Origin of the sequence: Parageobacillus thermantarcticus, assembly GCF_900111865.1 — a bacterium.
GTDB classification, from domain to species: Bacteria; Bacillota; Bacilli; order Bacillales; family Anoxybacillaceae; genus Parageobacillus; species Parageobacillus thermantarcticus.
This window is the reverse complement of record NZ_FOJS01000049.1, coordinates 1-16998: the sequence shown is the minus strand read 5'-3', so window position 1 is coordinate 16998 and position 16998 is coordinate 1. Positions and strand designations below refer to the sequence as shown.

The following is a 16998-nucleotide window of genomic DNA, read 5'->3' as shown; positions in this document are numbered from 1 at the left end:
CGTCAAAGCCGCTGAAACGGTGATGACTCAAATCCCTCATCCCTACAACTTTGGGGACAAAGGGTACATCAGCCACGCTCTTCGAGAAAAGCTGTACGAAGAACACCAAGCCGCGTTCTGGACACCGTCTCGACACAATCAAAAGCACGGCCCATCCAAGGCATGGGAAGAATGGATCAGGAAAAAACGCAAAGTCATCGAGACGGTGTTTTCGATTCTCGTAGACCAATACCGGATCACCGACATTCGAGCGAATTCCATTGCCGGGTTTGAAGTGGCACTCGATGGCATCTTGTTGGCTTATTCCTTGGTCACACTAGGGCTGGTTGAGCGCTGACGCTCAACTAGCACCACGGGTATATAAATTCAAAAAAAAGAGCTGCTTGAAGACAGCTCTTTTTTTTTTTATGTGTTTGAACGTTGTTTGTAACGCTGTTGTTTGGTTATTATTTTTAAGTATAAGGAAATGGTTATCATCATTGCCGATGGTAACCATTTTATTTTTTTGGGATCCATAAGCATACTGTACAAAAATTGTATGGTATAAAACATTTTTACATTTATAAGCCTGTTAATCATGACAATTTTGTGACAAACATCACAATGTCACTATCTTGTCAAAGTTATTTTGTTATTTCTTCATGATTTATTGATAAAGTAATAAGTACCGTATTAACTATTGATAAAGTAAATACGGTGGAAATAGAAGGAGGAAAAACCGTGTGGAAACGCCAAGAAAAATGGCTTGTGACCGTTAGTTTTCTTGTTGCCCTGATTATGTTTCTATCAATTGTTGGCAAATTGTTTTCATAAAAGGAGGATATGGCAATGTGGAAATATGATCCGGTGCTGTTTAGCCGGTTGTTAACGGAATTAACGTTAACGTTTCACATTATTTATGCGACGATTGGTGTCGGTGTTCCGTTGATGATTGCCATTGCGCAATGGGTAGGTATTCGGAAAAATGACGAACATTACATTCTACTTGCGCGAAGATGGACGCGCGGCTTCGTTATTACGGTAGCCGTCGGCGTTGTGACGGGAACAGCGATCGGACTGCAGTTGTCATTATTATGGCCAAACTTTATGCAACTTGCAGGTCAAGCCATCAGCCTTCCACTGTTTATGGAGACGTTTGCCTTCTTTTTTGAAGCGATTTTCCTTGGGATTTATTTATATACGTGGGACCGGTTTGAGAATCAGAAGAAGCATTTATTGTTATTGATTCCAGTGGCGATTGGTTCTTCGGCTTCGGCAATGTTTATTACGATGGTAAACGCGTTTATGAATACTCCGCAAGGTTTTGAGTTGAAAGATGGAGTCATCACGAATATCGAGCCGCTTGTGGCCATGTTTAATCCAGCGATGCCGACGAAAGTAGCACACGTATTGACAACCGCCTATATGACTTCTGCTTTTGTCTTGGCGTCCATCGCTGCTTGGCATTTAATGAGAGGCAACCGCCATGTTTATCATAAAAAAGCGCTGCATTTAACGATGAAAACGGCATTCATTTTTTCGCTTGCAAGCGCACTTGTCGGTGATTTATCAGGAAAATTTTTGGCGGAATATCAGCCGGAAAAATTAGCGGCGGCGGAATGGCATTTTGAAACGAGTACACATGCGCCGCTTGTGCTGTTCGGTACGTTAGACGAAAACAACAATGTAAAAAATGCAATCGAAATTCCATATGCGTTAAGCATTTTAGCGCATAATCATCCGGGCGCGGAAGTGAAAGGGTTAAATGAGTTTCCGGAAGATGAAATACCGCCGCTTTATATCCACTATTTATTTGATGTAATGGTTACGATCGGAATTTTGCTTACGATGGTATCGGCTGTTTATTGGCTTGGTAAACAGCGGAAATGGAAATTTATCATGAATAAATGGTTTTTAGCATTGCTTGTCACTACAGGCCCATTGGCAATGCTGGCGATTGAAGCAGGCTGGTATTTTACCGAAGTTGGCCGGCAGCCATGGATTTTGCGCGGTTATATGAAAACGGCTGAAGCGGCGACATCATCGGGACATGTAGATACGATGCTTGTTGCTTTTTCGATTTTGTATCTCATTTTAGGAATTGCAAGTGTGACAGTGCTGATTAACATGTTCCGAAAAAATCCGGTGGAAAAAGAGTTAGCGGAACGCTCTCGTGAACGGGAGGTAGTATCCCAATGACATTAGAAATTATAGGTATATCTGTCTTATGGCTGTTTTTATTTGGATATGTCATCGTTGCATCAATTGATTTTGGTGCCGGGTTTTTCAGTGCGTACAGCGATATCGCGAAGAAAAAACATATTTTGCATAAAATCATTCAGCGTTATCTTTCCCCGGTATGGGAAGTAACGAATGTGTTTCTTGTCTTTTTCTTCGTTGGAATCGTTGGATTTTTCCCGAAAACGGCGTATTATTACGGAACGATTTTGCTCGTTCCCGCCAGCATCGCCATTCTTTTGCTTGCCATTCGAGGTTCCTATTACGCCTTTAACACATACGGAGGAACAGAGCGGAAATGGTATCTGTTTGCTTACGGATTAACTGGATTATTCATTCCAGCGTCATTATCGATCGTTTTAACGATTTCTGAAGGCGGGTTTATCGAAAAGCAAGGAGAAACGTTGACACTATTATATAAAACATTATTTGTTAGTCCTTTAACGTGGAGCGTTGTGCTGCTCAGTATTACAAGTGTATTGTACATTTCAGCGACATTTCTTACGTATTATGCCAACGAAGCAGGCGACATGCAGGCGCGTGAATTGTTGCGGAAATATGCGCTAAGCTGGAGCGGGCCAACGATTTTATCGGCGCTTCTTATCATTTATCAGCTGCGCCACCATAATCCGGAGCATTATAGCAACATGTTAAACGTTGCTTGGATGTTTGCCATATCATTTCTGTTTTTCGTGTTGACCGTTTATTTGCTTTGGAAAAAGAGATATTTCGGATGGGCGTTTGTTAGCTTAGTGATGCAATACGCGTTCGCGTTTTACGCATACGGCATTTCTCACTATCCGTATTTGTTGTACCCATACTTGACGATTTACGACGGATTTACGAATAAAACGATGGCGATCGCGCTTGTTATCGCGTTTATCGCGGGATTTTTGCTGCTTATTCCATCATTGTACCTGTTGTTAAAACTATTTTTGTTCAACAAAAAATACGTAAAAGGACAATTATAAGGAGGAGAATGCGATGCAAACGTTTTTGCTTATGTATGCACCAATTCTCATTGTGGCGCTATCGGTGGTTGCTGCGTTTTGGGCCGGATTGAAAGACGAACAAGTCGAGTAGGACTTCCTGCTCGACATTTTTTATATTTGTTCGTTGACATGGATGGAAAAATCGATTACTATAAGAACTAGATTAAATACCCATACATGTATATGTAAATAAATAAAAATATTTTATTTCGTAAAAACTATGATCGAGAAAAAAGGAGGAATTCGTGATGAAAGTAGCGATTATCGCAGCTAACGGTAGTTTATTTGACGCATACAAAGTATTTAATATTGCCACAGCGGCAGCAGCATCTGAGGCGGAAGTAGGCATTTTTTTCACGTTTGAAGGGTTGAATCTCATTCATAAAGAAGCACATAAAAACTTACCGCTTCCAGAAGGAAAAGAGCATTTCCAAGAAGGATTTCAAAAAGCAAATGTTCCGTCAATCGAAGAGCTTGTAAAAATGGCGCAAGAATTAGGTGTGAAACTGGTTGCGTGCCAAATGACGATGGATGTCATGGGCCTTGACAAAGATCAATTTGTCGATGGAATTGAAGTCGCTGGCGCTGCGACATTTCTAAACTTTGCAAAAGACGCCGACATTACGTTGACGTTCTAGTGGAGGGACGAAAATGAAACGAGTTACGGTATATACGACAACGACATGTCCGTATTGTGTAATGGTAAAAAACTTTTTACGGGAACAAGGCGTTCCGTTTGAAGAAGTCAACGTGCAACGGGATCCTGTCGCGGCTCGGAAACTTGTTGAAACAACAGGGCAAATCGGAGTCCCGCAAATCGAAATCGATGGTCAATGGGTAATCGGATTTGATCCGGACGCCATCATGCAATTGCTGCAACGTTAGCAAGATATGGGATGTCATTGCTGGAAAAGAACTTGTTCCAACAATGATTAACGGCAAGAAATGGTTCGTTCTTGATGTACGCAACAAAGAGATATTCGATGATTGAAAAATGGAAGGAAAGAAACATATACGATTGGAAGTATGTCAAACGGATATGGGAAAATTTCAAGCAGATAAAGAACAACAACGGGGAATGGAAATCGATCCAAACCGTTGTGCAGTTTGCTAAAAATGCATCAGCAAGAAAAAGCTTCGGATTATGGATTCCGAAGCTTTTTGATTATAATAGCCATTGAAGAAAGAATACAGGAGGATTTATGATGGCAGGGCATCGTTTTCATCCAGAAAAGGCGGAAAAATTATTAGATCCGAAGCGAAAAGAAATCATTGCTCCAGAACGGGCAATAGAGATATTGCAAATCGGAACGCAAGATGTCATCGTTGATTTGGGAGCTGGCAATGGGTATTTTACCGTGCCAATGGCGAAAAAGACGAAAGAAAAAGTATATGCTGTCGATGTACAACAAGAAATGTTGAAATTTTTAAAGACACACGCAGAAAAAGAACAAGTAGATAATATTGAATATATACTTGAGGATGTATCGAATACGTCTTTGCCTTCACGATTGGCGGATAAGGGGCTCATGTCGTTCGTGTTTCATGAAGTAGATGATCATGACGCAGTGCTTGCTGAGATACAACGGGTGATGAAACCGAACGGAAAATTTCTGATCATTGAATGGGAAGCGGTAGAAAGCGAAATGGGGCCGCCGCTTCATGAGAGAATTCCTTCTCAGCAATTGCTAGAATATATGAAAACAAAACACCATAACATGGAATTTGTATCATTTCATCCAACCGTATACGGTATATTGCTAACGTATTGAGTCAACAGTGGTTATCTCAATACATGTTGGGATGATGAATGATACATCATTTATCCACATATTGTTAAAATAAAACAGTTGCTAATATACCTATAAGGGTATATAATAAACACGGACAACAATGATGGAGCGAGGTGATCGCTATATTGTATATCATCAGCCTGATTATTTTCAGTTTATTATTCATAGCATTGTATCGCCGTTATTATCCGGTAAGCGGTGTTCCATGCATAGATATAGCCGATAAACGAATCAAGGATATGGTTGTGTTGGATCTTCGCGATTATAACGAAACGACAGAACCGCTTATTGCTAATTCGCTTCATATTCCGTATGCTTATTTAAAGCGACATTTTTCTATTATTCCGAGCAAATCGGTTCATATTGTCGCAAACGATGCAATCGAAAAAAATTTAGGCATACGTTTTTTGCGACGTCACGGTTTTAATGTGCAAAGCTATTCAATCATCCATTGTCCTTGTCGAGAAAGGGGAAATGAAAAATGGAATACAGTAAAGAAATCAAAAACCGCTTAAGACGGATTGAAGGACAAGTGAAAGGCGTTCTTAGCATGATGGAACAAGGAAAAGACTGCAAAAGCGTTGTCGCGCAATTATCGGCGGCACGCAATGCGATTGATCGCGCCATTGCGGTCATTGTAAGTACCAATTTAGAAAATTGTCTGCGCGAAAGCATGGAAAAAGGAGAAAAAACGGAACATTTAGTCAAAGAAGCGGTAGAGCTATTAGTAAAAAGCAGATAAGTCAACTCTTGAAAAAAGGGTTGACACACTCTTTTACACATATTAATATACCTATAGGGGTAATAGTAAAATAATAAGGAGGTTATCCATCATGAACGTAAATAAAGTATTAGATGCAAAAGGATTAGCTTGTCCAATGCCAGTTGTAAAAGCGAAAAAAGCGATGGATGAATTAACATCAGGGCAAGTGCTCGAAGTTCAAACAACCGATAAAGGATCAAAAAACGATTTGCCGGCATGGGCGAACGCAAGCGGCCATACGATTATTGATATGAAAGAGGAAAATGGCGTATTCACGTTTTGGATTCAAAAAGGGTAATTTTCCAGCTACTTATATACCTATATAAGTATATGTATACGGAAGGAGGAATTTCATGCCGCAACAACAGAAAAAAACAACGATTATTTTATTTAGCGGCGACTACGATAAAGCGATGGCGGCGTACATCATCGCGAATGGTGCCGCCGCTTATGACCATGACGTCACGATTTTCCATACGTTTTGGGGATTGAACGCATTGCGAAAAGATGCGCATATTCCGGTGAAAAAAGGGTTTTTGGAAAAAATGTTTGCCAAAATGATGCCGCGCGGAGCGGATCGCATGGGGCTTTCACGCATGAACTTTGGCGGTCTCGGACCGAAATTAATCAAATACGTTATAAAAAAGCATAACGCGATGCCGCTGCCACAATTAATCGAAATGGCAAAAGAGCAAGGGGTTAAGTTAGTCGCGTGTCAAATGACTGTTGATTTATTAGGGTTGAAACCAGAAGAATTGATCGATGGCATTGAGTTTGCTGGAGTGGCAACGTATTTGGCGGATGCGTCAGAAGGGAACATAAACTTATTCATTTAAAGGTGATTACGAATGGCACAAACAGTAATAAATATCGTTTTATTCCTGTTGCTCGCTTGGTTGATTGCAATCCGCGTCATTCCACCGCGTGGAGTACGGATGATTACAACAGCAGAGCTAAAGAAAGAATTAGGAAAAAAAGATGTGCAGTATGTGGATGTACGTACTCCCGCGGAGTTCCGCGCGAATCATATTCGCGGATTTAAAAATATTCCCCTTCATGAACTGCCAAAACGTGCCAACGAATTATCCAAGGAAAAAGAAGTGATTGTGATTTGCCAAAGCGGAATGCGAAGTACAAAAGCCAGCAGACTATTGAAGAAACTTGGATTCGAACACGTAACGAACGTAAAAGGCGGGATGAACGCTTGGTCATAAAAAGGAGGGGATCGTTGATGAAACAATTAACGGCAAAAGAAGTTGAAAAACTTCTTCAAGAAGGAAAACAGCTGAACATTATCGATGTTCGTGAAGTGGATGAAGTAGCGGCTGGGAAAATTCCTGGTGCGATTAATATTCCGTTAGGATTGCTCGAATTTCGCATGAATGAGCTAGATAAAAATAAGGAATATATCCTTGTTTGCCGTTCGGGTGGAAGAAGCGCGCGCGCAGCTCAACTGCTGGAAAGTCATGGATATAATGTGATCAATATGACTGGCGGCATGTTGGACTGGGAAGGACCTGTGGAATAAATAAAACGGCAAAAGGAGGAATGCAGCATGATTCGTGTAGATATGACAGTCGATGCAAAGGGATTATCTTGTCCAATGCCAATTGTAAAAACAAAAAAAGCGATCAATGACTTGCAACCGGGACAAGTGCTTGAAGTACAGGCAACCGATAAAGGTTCGAAAGCCGATATCAAAGCATGGGCGGAAAGTACCGGCCATCAATACTTAGGAACGATTGAGGAAGGAAACGTGTTAAAACATTATATTCGTAAAGCAAGTGACCATGAGACAAAAAGCGAAGCAACATATTCTCATGTAATTTCCAATGAACAGCTGGCGGAAAAAATAAATGATGATTCTGTGGTCATTATAGATGTCCGCGAGCCGGCGGAGTATGCGTTCGGACATATACCAGGCGCTATTTCGATTCCGCTTGGAGAATTAGAAGACCGCATCCATGAGTTGCCGAAGAATAAAACGATTTATGTTGTTTGCCGTACTGGAACGCGCAGCGATTTAGCGGCACAAAAATTAACAGAAAAAGGATTTACTAATGTATGGAATGTCGTCCCAGGCATGTCAAAATGGGAAGGACCGCTCGATACAGCTCAATCCTGATTGAGCGGTTTTTTAAAAAACAAAAATATACTATAGGGGGTATAAAAATGGCGGTAAAAGAAATGACGGTGCAAACATTAACAGAAAAAGTATTAAATAAAGAACATCTCGTTATTTTTGACGTACGTAACGAAAGCGATTTTCATGATTGGAAAATTGAAGGGGAGAACTTTGAATATATTAATGTTCCATACTTTGAGTTGATTGATGGTGTAGATTCGGTTATCGGCCGCCTTCCAAAAGACAAAGATGTTGTCGTCGTTTGTGCCAAAGGCGGTTCAGCGGCATTTGTGGCAGAACAATTAGTAGAAGCCGGATTTGACAACATTTACACGCTCGTTGGCGGCATGAAAGCGTGGAGCGAACATCTTCATAAAGCAAAAGTATATGAAGATGACAAGATGAAAGTATATCAATTCATTCGTGTCGGAAAAGGATGTCTCTCTTATATGGTGATTTCCGGAAACGAAGCGCTTGTCGTTGACCCATCGCGGTTTATTGATGTATATGAACAAGTCGCACAAGAAGAAGGGGTAGCGATTACGCATATCGTCGATTCCCACTTACATGCAGATCATATTTCCGGCGGAAAAGCGTTAGCAGAACGTACAGGAGCGACATATTACTTGATGAAAAGCGAAGGAGCGGTGTTTGATTTCGAACCGCTGGAAAAACATGACCGCATTGATTTTGAACAAGTGCAATTAGAAGTATTAGCGGTGAAAACGCCAGGGCATACGCCGGGAAGTGTTTCCTTCTTCGTGAATAATCAATTGCTTTTCTCTGGAGATACGATTTTTGTCGGCGGACTCGGACGCCCGGATTTAGGCGGAAAAGCGGCGGAATGGGCCGCGGATTTATACGACACGGTATACGAAAAAGTAGCCGCGATTGCGGATGATGTAATCGTTCTGCCTGCCCATTACGCTAATTTGGATGAAGAAATGAGCAAAGCGGGATATATCGGCGATACATTAGGCAACATTCGTGCCCGCAACGACATGATGCAGCATAAGAAAAAACAAGAATTCATCGATATTGTCGTGCAAAACGCGAATATAGAAACACCGCCAAACTTTGAAGACATCGTTGCGATTAACCGCGGGCTAAAAGCGGCTGACATTGAACAGCAGCAAGAACTCGAAATCGGTCCAAACCGTTGTGCGCTGCACCATACTCAAAATCATTGATAGCAAATCTGAACTGCAAAGAGGGTACGAGCAAAAGTACCCTCTGATTTTTGCGGATGGTAAGGAGGAAGTAAGGGGATGGACGCTAATTTTATGTTTGTCATTTTTCTTATCGGCTTTATTGGTTCATTTATTTCTGGCATGGTTGGTATCGGTGGGGCGATTATTAAATATCCGATGCTGCTTTATCTTCCGCCGTTATTTGGGCTCGTTGCGTTTAGCGCCCGTGAAGTGTCAGGAATTAGTGCGGTCGAAGTGTTTTTTGCGACGATTGGCGGCGTTTGGGCATATCGAAAAAGCGGTTATTTAAATAAGACGTTAATATTTTATATGGGGATAAGTATTTTAATCGGCAGTTTCCTTGGCGGATTCGGTTCGAAAATGATGAGCGAAGGAACGATTAATGTCGTGTATGGTATTCTTGCCGCGCTGGCTGCTGTCATGATGTTTGTTCCAAAAAAAGGCATTGACGATATTCCAAGCGATCAAGTAACATTCAACAAATGGCTTGCCGCTATATTAGCGCTTGTTATTGGGATTGGTTCAGGAATCGTCGGCGCGGCGGGAGCGTTTTTGCTAGTGCCTATTATGCTTGTTGTGTTAAAAATTCCAACACGAATGACGATTGCCTCTTCGTTGGCGATTACGTTTATTTCATCCATTGGTTCGGCGTTTGGAAAAATCGCGACGGGTCAAGTTAAGCTTATGCCTGCCATCATCATGGTTATTGCTAGCTTAATTGCCTCTCCTTTAGGAGCAAAAATGGGGCAAAAAATGAACACAAAAATATTGCAAGTTATTTTAGCATTGTTAATTTTGACGACGGCTATAAAAATTTGGGTCGATATTTTATAACAGATCGTTTGATTTCAATGTATAGTTTACTTCCAATCGACTACACTAGCTGATGAAAATGTCAAGAAGGAGTGGGATTTGATATAAAAAAAGAAGTGTTGCAACGTGTCAAAGAAAAGCTGGAACAATCGTTCGGCCAACCGGGCGCCAATGATTTGGACCAATGCCTCCGCGAACTCGAACAGTTAAAGGCGACGGCGGGTGACAAACAACAAATGATGGAAGATATTATTCACGCTGTCACCAACGCGAAAAACGCGCAGGCACAGCTTGCCTACGCGGGCGATGAGTCAGCAACAAACGCTTTTGCCGAAGCGTATCGGGCGCTTGATCAAGCGATTGAATCTTACAGTAACGTAGATAATGATCCGGTGTGAATTCTTGTTTAGAGAAAAAGTAAATGTTTGTAGGAGAAAATTCTTTTGTTTGTGGGAGAGGAGAACCGCAAAAAGAAAAGTTTGTCCAAAAAATTTCCGCAAAATTTCGACATAATCTTTGATGTTCCACATTGAAACAGCAACTGCTTTCCTATAAAATGAAAATTGGAAAGATTAAAACATTTGGGAGGGAACAAAAATGAAAGCCCTTACATATCTAGGTCCAGGAAAAAAAGAATTAATGGAAAAACCAAAACCGAAAATTGAAAAGGAGACAGATGCAATCGTTAAGATCACAAAAACAACGATTTGCGGAACAGATTTGCACATTCTTTCGGGGGATGTTCCTACTGTAGAAGAAGGGCGAATTTTGGGACATGAAGGTGTCGGGATTATTGAAGAAGTCGGTTCTGGAGTGAAAAATTTTAAAAAAGGCGATAGAGTGCTGATTTCTTGTATTACCTCCTGCGGAAAATGCGAAAACTGTAAAAAAGGTTTATATGCTCATTGCGAAGATGGCGGCTGGATCCTTGGGCATTTAATTGACGGGACCCAAGCGGAGTATGTGAGAATTCCGCACGCAGACAATAGCCTTTATCCAATTCCGGAAGGTGTGGACGAAGAGGCGCTCGTCATGCTTAGCGACATTCTTCCGACGGGATTTGAAATTGGCGTGTTAAACGGCAAAGTGCAGCCTGGACAAACCGTCGCCATTATCGGAGCTGGTCCCGTAGGTATGGCAGCGCTATTAACGGCCCAATTTTATTCACCTGCAGAGATCATTATGGTTGATTTGGACGATAACCGTTTGGAAGTTGCGAAAAAATTTGGTGCGACTCAAGTGGTGAATAGCGCTGACGGTAAGGCAATTGAAAAAATTATGGAATTAACCGGCGGAAAAGGTGTGGATGTCGCAATGGAAGCCGTCGGAATTCCAGCGACATTTGATATTTGCCAAGAAATTGTCAAACCAGACGGCTATATAGCCAATATCGGCGTTCATGGAAAAAGCGTGGAATTTCACATTGAAAAGTTATGGATACGCAACATTACGTTGACAACCGGCCTTGTCAATACGACTTCTACGCCGATGTTATTAAAAACAGTGCAGTCGAAAAAATTAAAGCCAGAGCAATTAATTACACATCGTTTCGCCTTTACAGACATTATGAAAGCGTATGAAGTATTTGGCAACGCGGCAAAAGAAAAAGCGTTAAAAGTCATTATTTCCAACGACTAAATTTTCTTTTATTCCATCATAGAACCTGTATCATTGATACGGGTTCTTTTTTCTATACAGTTGTTCGGCTTAGTGGTCTCCCATGGATATTGTAGATGTTTCAGCGATAGTTAACCCTTTCATGAATGAGCTTTGTTGACTGGTTGGTTTTGCCGCATGCTTACTTGAACTAAGGAATCGGTTAGAGTTTATATTAATTGATTTACTCAAGTACAATAATGTAATATAAGAAGTGTGATGATCGATGAACTTGGAGGTAGCAATGAAACTTTTAGAAGTGTTTAAAGCCTTATCCAATGAGACGAGGCTGCAGATCTTACAGTGGTTGAAAAATCCTGAAATCCACTTTCCAAAGCCGCTACATGGGGATATACACGAAGACGGCATTTGCGTAAGTGACATCCATAAAAAGGTTGGTTTGTCGCAATCAACAGTCTCCCTTTATCTGTCCATGCTGCAAAACGCTGGATTGATAAAGGCAAAACGAGTGGGGCAGTGGACTTATTATAAAAGGGATGAGGAAAACATCAAAAAAATCATCGAATTGCTATCTAGAGATTTATAGGTCAAATCTTTCGCTTGCTGTTTCACGGCAAGTTTGACGTTGGATGGTATTTTGAAAATAAATCATCCATTATTTTTCCTTTTATATCGATAATTCTAGATATATATAAAAATAGATTTAGGATTGTGATCAATCGGTTTGGTAAACAATAAAATTTATGCATACTATCCAAAAATCGCTGTGATGATGCAAAGCGGTATTTGATTATAACCAGAAAAAATATGGAGGAATGATTAATGAACCGATTCGAAAAGCACAAAGGATATGCACGCATGTTTAAAGAAAATCATCTTACTCTCGGGTTGTTTTTTCCTATAGAATCGTACGAGGGTAGCGTTCCAAAGATGGATATAGAAAAACAAATAAAACTGGCAAAGAGAGCAGAAGAGCTCAATTTCGCCGCATTGTTCGTCAGGGATGTTCCATTGCATGATCCTTATTTTGGAGATGTAGGGCAAATTTATGATCCTTGGGTCTATTTAGGATATATCGCCGCCCATACTAAAACGATTGCTTTAGGTACTGCAAGTATCATTCTTACCTTGCGTCATCCTTTGCATGTTGCCAAAGCAGCCGCTTCCGTCGACAGACTGTCCGGCGAACGTTTGATTCTCGGGGTGGCGACAGGGGATCGTCCGATAGAATTTCCGGCCTTTTCAGTTGTTTCGGAACAGCGCAGCGCTTTATTTCAAGAAGCCGTATCGGTAATGAAGAAAGCGTGGAAGGAGAGCTTTCCGGTAATCCAAACACCACGAGTCCAGATGGTAAACGGCGATCTTTTGCCGAAACCGCGACTGTTGGACATTCCGGTGCTGGTAACTGGCCACAGCTCCCAGTCTGTGGAATGGATTGCTGAAAATGGCGATGGTTGGCTGTATTATCCTCGAAACTTGAGATTCCAAGCAGAGCTGATTAAAAATTGGCGTTCTCATACTGACCAATTTAAACCGTTCAGCCAGTCTTTATATATCGACTTGATGGAGGATCCGAATCATCCGCCAATCCCGATTCATCTAGGATTCCGAATCGGACGCAATATACTCATCGAATTTCTTGAAAGTCTTAGAAATATCGGTGTCAATCATGTGATTATCAATTTAAAATATGGGCATCGTCCTGTGGAGGAAGTGATCGAAGAATTAGGAGAAGAAGTTGTTCCGCACTTTTCGGCGTTAACCGAGGAGTGAATTTGTAAATCGTAAAAAATCAATGAGATGTTGGAACAAGAAGAAGGAAATCCTGCGCTAATCTAGGACCTTCTCGAAAATTATCTGTAAAACCAAAATCATCCTAAAAAATCAAGAAAGTGATCGTTATCCTACAAACCCAGTGATAAACTGGGTTTATTATATTTTTGACAAAATACTAGGGGTAAATCTTGATTCTCTGAACGAAAATTGGAATTGTTGGACATCCGCTCACCATCACGGGGAGATATGGGATGAACGTTGAATCGAATACACGAGGTATTAGTTACCTATTGTTTGATACTACAAGTAGAAAACATTGTTTTCATTTGAGATATTCATTGTAGTATCATGAGTGTTAATTATCTAGCATTTTACGATTGAAACAAACTGGAGGGAAGAAAAATGGGAAAAGAAAAAACGAATGCGATGCGTGTTCTTGACCAGAAAATGATTCCTTACCATGTTATTGCGTATGACAGTGAAGATGGAAAAATTGACGGTATATCTGTCGCTCAAAAAATTGGAAAAGATCCTCAATTGGTATATAAAACATTAGTAACGCAAGGGACGAGCGGAAACATTTATGTGTTTGTCATCCCTGTAGAATCAGTGCTGGATTTGAAAAAAGCCGCAAAAATAACGGGAGAGAAAAATGTTGCACTCGTGCCGATGAAAGATATACAAAAGCTAACAGGCTATATTCGTGGCGGATGTTCCCCGATCGGCATGATCAAGCATTACCCGACTTTTATCGATGCCAGCGCTTCTCAAATTGAGCATATCATCGTTAGCGGCGGCCAAATCGGCGTGCTCATTGAACTTCGCGTGAAAGATTTGCAAAGCGTAACGGAAGCTACGTTTCATGAATTGGTAAAATAAACGCCTAAAATCACTGATTGCTTATCATTTTTCCGAGGAACCTCCTTTTTTCAAAATGAAAGAAAAGGAAGATGAATCGGAAATTCCTAAAATTTTCTATGAAAGCAGGGTCAAGTCCTAATGTTTGTGTAAAATTCGACTCCCAGTCCAGCGAACTTAGGCCACCGGAAATGTGCCCACTTCTTTTTGCACAAATTCCTAGACTTCATCGAAAGCAGATGGATGAAATAAAAAGAGAGTGTTCACCTGTTAGCGGTGCAAACACTCTCTTTGTATATATTTCGCAAGTTTTTCCGGTTTTTGTGAACAGAGGTACAAGCCGTCTCCGTCCGCTAAAAAACTCCTTTTATTTGCCGGCAGCAATCAAAAATGCTACAATAATGGAAAATAATTGGATAAAAAGTTTTCTAAGGTTCCGTGGCTGCGCGGCGAACAGTCTGCGATCGAGAGAAAACGCGCGGCATTTCGCGTACACAAAGGAATCAAAGCCCGGGAGAATATCGATCGATATTGCTTCACGGCTTTTTTATTTTGGGCAAAAAAGGAGTGATGGATATGGCTTGGGTATACTTAGTCATTGCCGGTATTTTCGAAGTCGTGTGGGCGATTGCGCTGAAATATGCAATGGGGTTTACGCGGCTCGTGCCATCTGTTATTACAATCGGCGGAATGATCGCCAGTTTTTATTTTTTATCGATAGCGACGAAAGTGCTACCGATCGGTACTGCCTATGCGGTGTGGACGGGAATCGGGGCGATGGGAGCAGTCATCATCGGCATGCTTTTTTTAAATGAGCCGGTCAATGTGCCAAGAATAGTCTTTTTATTATTTATTCTTGTCGGGATCATCGGGCTGAAGTTTACATCCGGACAATAAAAAAGCAGGGGAGAACGCCCTGCTTTTTTTACCTTTTAAACCCATGCTCCCTCTCCACTTTGCATACGCGCACGGAATAGCGCTCGTACCATTGCTGCTTTCCTTTTTCTTGCGCGATTTGATGTGCCGCGTGCTTCTTCCATTGTTGAATCGCTTCAAGAGAATCCCAGTATGAAACGGTGATACCAATGCCGTTTTTGTCGCGGATACTGTCAACACCAAGAAAACCGGGCTGTTGGGAGGCCAGTTCAACCATTTGCTTCGCCATCGCTTCATATCCGTGGTCCCCATCGGTTCGCTGCGAGGTAAAAATCACCGCGTAATATGGCTTTTCCATCGTGTTTCCCCCTTACCCTTTGATATACTCTTGTCGCTTTACGGCGATTTTGACATCTGACAAGAGGAAAATACTTGTTAAAATAACTGCTAATCCGCCGATCATGCCAATCGAGATTTTTTCATGAAGGAAAATCATTCCCCAGATGACGCCGAAAACAGGTACGAGAAAGGTAACGCTTAGCGTTTTGGTCGGTCCAACGTTTGCTAGCAAATAAAAATAAAATAAGTAAGCAATCGCCGTGCAAAAAACGGCGAGTCCCAATATCGAATACACTACGAGCGTCGATACTTGTTTCGTTGGCATATCGAAAGCTACCAACGGAATGAGCACGGCGGCGGCGCCTAGTTGCTGCCCGATCGATAACGATAAGGAAGAAACCCCCGCAAACGTTTTTTTCGCATACACCCCGCCGCATCCGTATGAAAACGCCGCTAAAATGGATAGTAACGTGGAAACGATGGTTTGCGTCGAGAGCGAAACAGGGCTCCAGCCGACGAGCGCAAACACGCCGATAATGTCGAGACCGATGCCGATCCATTTTTTGGCGTAAAGCGGTTCATGAAGAAACCATCGCGAAGTTAACGCAGTAAACAGCGGGGTGGTTGAGTTTAAAATGGCCGCCACAGAAGCAGGCAAATGCAACGTAGCAGTGGCGATGAGTGTAAACGGGATCGCCGCGTTCAACGCTCCGACGATGAGATATTGCTTCCAGTAAGCTTTCAGTTCCACGCTTTTTTTGAACATCCATACATACAATAACAGCACGATGCCAGCGATAAGCACGCGCAGTTCGATCGTAAGCACAGGACCGATGACAGGGGAGGCGATGCGCATAAATAAAAAAGAGGCTCCCCATAAAGCCGCGAGCAGAAAAAGTGATGCCATTTCTTTTGCGTTCATATTCGTCTCTCCCAAATGAATTTTTTCTGAATTATATCATATTTTTTCTGTTGCTTGGTGATGGATGATCGTTGCCAGTAGTGCTTATTTTATAAAAAACAATTTTTTGTTGACAACGTATATAAAAGTTGAATATCATAAAAATACAAAAGTAAATACGTAGTTTCTGTGTTAAAGGGGAGTAGCTTTAACAACAAAGTCGTCAGTTCAGGGTCGCCCCCTCGGCTTTGTTGGCAACGGAAACGTTGTTAGCGAGACCTTTACCAATGTTGGTAAAGGTCTGTTTTTATGGAAAGGCCTTTACCAAATCGGTAAAGGCCTTTTTATTTCGTAAAGAAAGCATTCCTGTTAGGAGCTTTTCCGGGGACTTGATCAAAAAAAGCCCTCTTGGTATGATGCAGGGGTGTCAAACAACACCTACCATCATGCCAAGGAGGACTTCAGATGAATTGTACACAAAATCATAAAATCAATCAAGTCACCGAACAAACGCTTGTCGTGGGAATCGATATCGCGAAACGAACCCACTACGCCTGCTTCGTGGATGACCGGGGGCGTGTGCTTCGAAAATCCTTCCCGTTCCTCCAGTCGAAGAAGGGATTTCGGCAGCTGAATGAAGCGATTCAGGAGGCGATGCAAGCGTTCGGGAAGTCACAGGTGATCGTCGCCGTGGAACCGACCGGGCACTACTGGTTG

Annotated in this window: 25 protein-coding genes; 23 read left to right on the top strand and 2 right to left on the bottom strand. The window is 41.8% G+C overall.

The features are described 5' to 3' along the window. The 22 genes from BM278_RS15620 to sugE all read left to right on the top strand — a co-directional run. Positions 1–337: transposase (locus BM278_RS15620; RefSeq protein ID WP_143093441.1), on the top strand; the 337-nt coding region annotated here is incomplete at its 5' end. Between the two features lie 491 nt (positions 338–828). Beyond that, positions 829–2178, top strand: coding sequence for a cytochrome ubiquinol oxidase subunit I (locus BM278_RS15615; protein WP_090951559.1), 1350 nt, complete (start codon positions 829–831; stop codon positions 2176–2178). Beyond that, complete coding sequence (locus BM278_RS15610; protein ID WP_012749260.1) at positions 2175–3188, top strand: cytochrome d ubiquinol oxidase subunit II; 1014 nt, start codon at positions 2175–2177, stop codon at positions 3186–3188. Before BM278_RS15615 ends, BM278_RS15610 begins: the two co-directional genes overlap by 4 nt. 13 nt (positions 3189–3201) lie before the next feature. After that, entirely contained in the window at positions 3202–3300 is a 99-nt protein-coding gene (cydS, locus tag BM278_RS19710; protein WP_012749261.1) for a cytochrome bd oxidase small subunit CydS family protein, read from the top strand. Between the two features lie 157 nt (positions 3301–3457). Next, entirely contained in the window at positions 3458–3847 is a 390-nt protein-coding gene (locus BM278_RS15605; protein WP_017436630.1) for a DsrE/DsrF/DrsH-like family protein, read from the top strand. Between the two features lie 13 nt (positions 3848–3860). Further along, positions 3861–4094, top strand: coding sequence for a glutaredoxin family protein (locus tag BM278_RS15600; RefSeq protein ID WP_003252684.1), 234 nt, complete (start codon positions 3861–3863; stop codon positions 4092–4094). A gap of 320 nt (positions 4095–4414) precedes the next feature. Next, positions 4415–4981, top strand: coding sequence for a class I SAM-dependent methyltransferase (locus BM278_RS15590; protein WP_090951556.1), 567 nt, complete (start codon positions 4415–4417; stop codon positions 4979–4981). Between the two features lie 146 nt (positions 4982–5127). Next, positions 5128–5517 carry a rhodanese-like domain-containing protein gene (locus BM278_RS15585; RefSeq protein WP_244151196.1) on the top strand — a complete coding sequence of 130 codons (390 nt, stop codon included), beginning with the start codon at positions 5128–5130 and terminating at the stop codon, positions 5515–5517. Continuing rightward, a complete protein-coding gene (locus tag BM278_RS15580) occupies positions 5484–5744 on the top strand; it encodes a metal-sensitive transcriptional regulator (RefSeq protein ID WP_003252678.1) in 261 nt (86 codons plus the stop codon). Before BM278_RS15585 ends, BM278_RS15580 begins: the two co-directional genes overlap by 34 nt. A 91-nt stretch (positions 5745–5835) precedes the next feature. Then, positions 5836–6063, top strand: a complete 228-nt coding sequence (locus tag BM278_RS15575) for a sulfurtransferase TusA family protein (RefSeq protein ID WP_090951549.1) — start codon at positions 5836–5838, stop codon at positions 6061–6063. Between the two features lie 55 nt (positions 6064–6118). Further along, a complete protein-coding gene (locus BM278_RS15570; RefSeq protein WP_090951546.1) occupies positions 6119–6601 on the top strand; it encodes a DsrE/DsrF/DrsH-like family protein in 483 nt (160 codons plus the stop codon). 12 nt (positions 6602–6613) lie between these two features. Next, on the top strand, positions 6614–6979 hold the full coding sequence (locus BM278_RS15565) for a rhodanese-like domain-containing protein (RefSeq protein ID WP_090951543.1): 366 nt from the start codon (positions 6614–6616) through the stop codon (positions 6977–6979). 17 nt (positions 6980–6996) lie between these two features. Next, positions 6997–7293 carry a rhodanese-like domain-containing protein gene (locus BM278_RS15560; protein WP_090951540.1) on the top strand — a complete coding sequence of 99 codons (297 nt, stop codon included), beginning with the start codon at positions 6997–6999 and terminating at the stop codon, positions 7291–7293. 27 nt (positions 7294–7320) lie between these two features. After that, a complete protein-coding gene (locus BM278_RS15555; RefSeq protein ID WP_062678943.1) occupies positions 7321–7890 on the top strand; it encodes a sulfurtransferase TusA family protein in 570 nt (189 codons plus the stop codon). Between the two features lie 47 nt (positions 7891–7937). After that, positions 7938–9080 carry an MBL fold metallo-hydrolase gene (locus tag BM278_RS15550; protein WP_090951537.1) on the top strand — a complete coding sequence of 381 codons (1143 nt, stop codon included), beginning with the start codon at positions 7938–7940 and terminating at the stop codon, positions 9078–9080. Between the two features lie 78 nt (positions 9081–9158). Then, positions 9159–9935, top strand: coding sequence for a sulfite exporter TauE/SafE family protein (locus BM278_RS15545; RefSeq protein WP_090951534.1), 777 nt, complete (start codon positions 9159–9161; stop codon positions 9933–9935). A 71-nt stretch (positions 9936–10006) separates the two neighbouring features. Then, positions 10007–10312 (top strand): hypothetical protein, encoded by a 306-nt coding sequence (locus BM278_RS15540; protein ID WP_244151195.1) that lies wholly within the window; start codon positions 10007–10009, stop codon positions 10310–10312. Positions 10313–10511: 199 nt separating this feature from the next. Further along, on the top strand, positions 10512–11552 hold the full coding sequence (locus tag BM278_RS15535; protein WP_090951531.1) for a zinc-dependent alcohol dehydrogenase family protein: 1041 nt from the start codon (positions 10512–10514) through the stop codon (positions 11550–11552). Positions 11553–11814: 262 nt separating this feature from the next. Then, on the top strand, positions 11815–12117 hold the full coding sequence (locus BM278_RS15530) for an ArsR/SmtB family transcription factor (RefSeq protein ID WP_090951529.1): 303 nt from the start codon (positions 11815–11817) through the stop codon (positions 12115–12117). Between the two features lie 236 nt (positions 12118–12353). Beyond that, complete coding sequence (locus tag BM278_RS15525) at positions 12354–13304, top strand: LLM class oxidoreductase (RefSeq protein WP_090951526.1); 951 nt, start codon at positions 12354–12356, stop codon at positions 13302–13304. Positions 13305–13709: 405 nt separating this feature from the next. Continuing rightward, positions 13710–14186 carry a Cys-tRNA(Pro) deacylase gene (gene ybaK / locus BM278_RS15520; protein WP_090951523.1) on the top strand — a complete coding sequence of 159 codons (477 nt, stop codon included), beginning with the start codon at positions 13710–13712 and terminating at the stop codon, positions 14184–14186. A gap of 555 nt (positions 14187–14741) precedes the next feature. Beyond that, positions 14742–15062, top strand: a complete 321-nt coding sequence (sugE, locus tag BM278_RS15515; RefSeq protein ID WP_090951520.1) for a quaternary ammonium compound efflux SMR transporter SugE — start codon at positions 14742–14744, stop codon at positions 15060–15062. Between the two features lie 28 nt (positions 15063–15090). Here the strand turns inward: sugE and BM278_RS15510 are convergent, their stop codons facing one another. Beyond that, positions 15091–15399, bottom strand: coding sequence for an antibiotic biosynthesis monooxygenase family protein (locus BM278_RS15510; RefSeq protein ID WP_090951517.1), 309 nt, complete (start codon positions 15397–15399; stop codon positions 15091–15093). Between the two features lie 12 nt (positions 15400–15411). After that, positions 15412–16302 (bottom strand): DMT family transporter, encoded by an 891-nt coding sequence (locus BM278_RS15505; protein WP_090951514.1) that lies wholly within the window; start codon positions 16300–16302, stop codon positions 15412–15414. A gap of 444 nt (positions 16303–16746) precedes the next feature. Here BM278_RS15505 and BM278_RS15500 point away from each other — a divergent pair. Then, positions 16747–16998 (top strand): IS110 family transposase (locus BM278_RS15500; RefSeq protein WP_143093465.1); only part of this gene is annotated, 252 nt, incomplete at its 3' end.